2 rRNA genes are annotated in these 1,950 nt (G+C 54.9%); both read left to right on the plus strand.

The features are described from left to right. Positions 1-1,548, plus strand: a 23S ribosomal RNA gene (locus ABD264_RS11495); the annotation flags it as partial. Positions 1,549-1,730: 182 nt separating this feature from the next. After that, positions 1,731-1,847: ribosomal RNA gene (gene rrf, locus ABD264_RS11500) — 5S ribosomal RNA — on the plus strand. Positions 1,848-1,950: the final 103 nt, after the last annotated feature.

A 1,950-nucleotide genomic window follows, 5' to 3' on the forward strand; every position in this document is an offset into this window, starting at 1 on the left:
CCCTTCGGGGTGTGTGGGTTGTGTGGGGAGCGTGGGACCTGATCCGGGGAGGTAAACGTGTTAACAGGTGTGACGCAGGAAGGTAGCCGAGCCAGGCGATGGTTGTCCTGGTCTAAGCATGTAGGGTGACCCGTTGGTAAATCCGCGGGTTGTGTGCCTGAGATGTGATGGGACCCTCTTAGGTGAGGGAATTCGGTGATCCTATGCTGCCAAGAAAAGCATCGACGTGAGGTTCTAGTCGCCCGTACCCCAAACCGACACAGGTGATCAGGTAGAGAATACTAAGGCGTTCGAGAGAATCATGGTTAAGGAACTCGGCAAAATGCCCCCGTAACTTCGGGAGAAGGGGGGCCTCTGCTGGTGATCAACTGTTCGTTGTGAGCTGGTGGGGGTCGCAGAGGCTAGGGGGAAGCGACTGTTTATCAAAAACACAGGTCCGTGCGAAGTCGTAAGACGATGTATACGGACTGACTCCTGCCCGGTGCTGGAAGGTTAAGAGGACCTGTTAGACCTTTGGTCGAAGCGGAGAATTTAAGCCCCAGTAAACGGCGGTGGTAACTATAACCATCCTAAGGTAGCGAAATTCCTTGTCGGGTAAGTTCCGACCTGCACGAATGGAGTAACGACTTCCCTACTGTCTCAACCATGAACTCGGCGAAATTGCAGTACGAGTAAAGATGCTCGTTTCGCGCAGCAGGACGGAAAGACCCCGAGACCTTTACTATAGTTTGGTATTGGTGTTCGGTGTGGCTTGTGTAGGATAGGTGGGAGACTGTGAAGCCGTGACGCCAGTTACGGTGGAGTCGTTGTTGAAATACCACTCTGGTCACTCTGGATATCTAACTTCGGCCCGTGATCCGGGTCAGGGACAGTGCCTGATGGGTAGTTTAACTGGGGCGGTTGCCTCCTAAAGAGTAACGGAGGCGCCCAAAGGTTCCCTCAGCCTGGTCGGCAATCAGGTGTTGAGTGTAAGTGCACAAGGGAGCTTGACTGTGAGAGTGACAGCTCGAGCAGGGACGAAAGTCGGGACTAGTGATCCGGCGGTACATTGTGGAATGGCCGTCGCTCAACGGATAAAAGGTACCTCGGGGATAACAGGCTGATCTTGCCCAAGAGTCCATATCGACGGCATGGTTTGGCACCTCGATGTCGGCTCGTCGCATCCTGGGGCTGGAGTTGGTCCCAAGGGTTGGGCTGTTCGCCCATTAAAGCGGTACGCGAGCTGGGTTCAGAACGTCGTGAGACAGTTCGGTCCCTATCCGCTGCGTGCGTTGGAAATTTGTGGAGGCCTGTCCTTAGTACGAGAGGACCGGGACGGACGAACCTCTGGTATGTCAGTTGTTCCGCCAGGAGCATCGCTGATTAGCTACGTTCGGGATTGATAACCGCTGAAAGCATCTAAGCGGGAAGCTTGCTCCGAGATGAGATTTCCTAGCCCCTTTTCGAGGGGTGTGAGGTGCCCAGTAGACGACTGGGTTGATAGGCCAGGTGTGGAAGCGTTGTAAGGCGTGGAGCTGACTGGTACTAATACACCGAAGACTTATACACACACGATCTTTTCATCATTGTGGTGTTCGCGTTCACTATGTGGTTGACCACTAACAACCCGTGCATGCTCGTCCCCTGGTAGGGGGTGGTGTGTGGGGAGTGTGGTTGACGAAGTTTGACCCGTGTAAGATCGGGAACCAAGGTTTATCATCCCTGGCAGTGTTCAGGGGTGGTGGCAGGTTTCCGGTGGTTATAGCGTGGGGGAAACGCCCGGTCCCATCCCGAACCCGGTAGCTAAGACCCACAGCGCTGATGGTACTGCACTCGGTAGGGTGTGGGAGAGTAAGTCACCGCCGGAATTCACGTGGAAGATGGGTTGAGGCCTCACACCAGGATGGTGTGGGGCCTCCCCGTGTTTAACACTGGTGTGTTCCACGAGGCACCCACCCAACACCCGAAACA

The sequence above is a fragment of the Kocuria salsicia genome, from assembly GCF_039532055.1.
Classification (GTDB): Bacteria; Actinomycetota; Actinomycetes; order Actinomycetales; family Micrococcaceae; genus Kocuria; species Kocuria salsicia.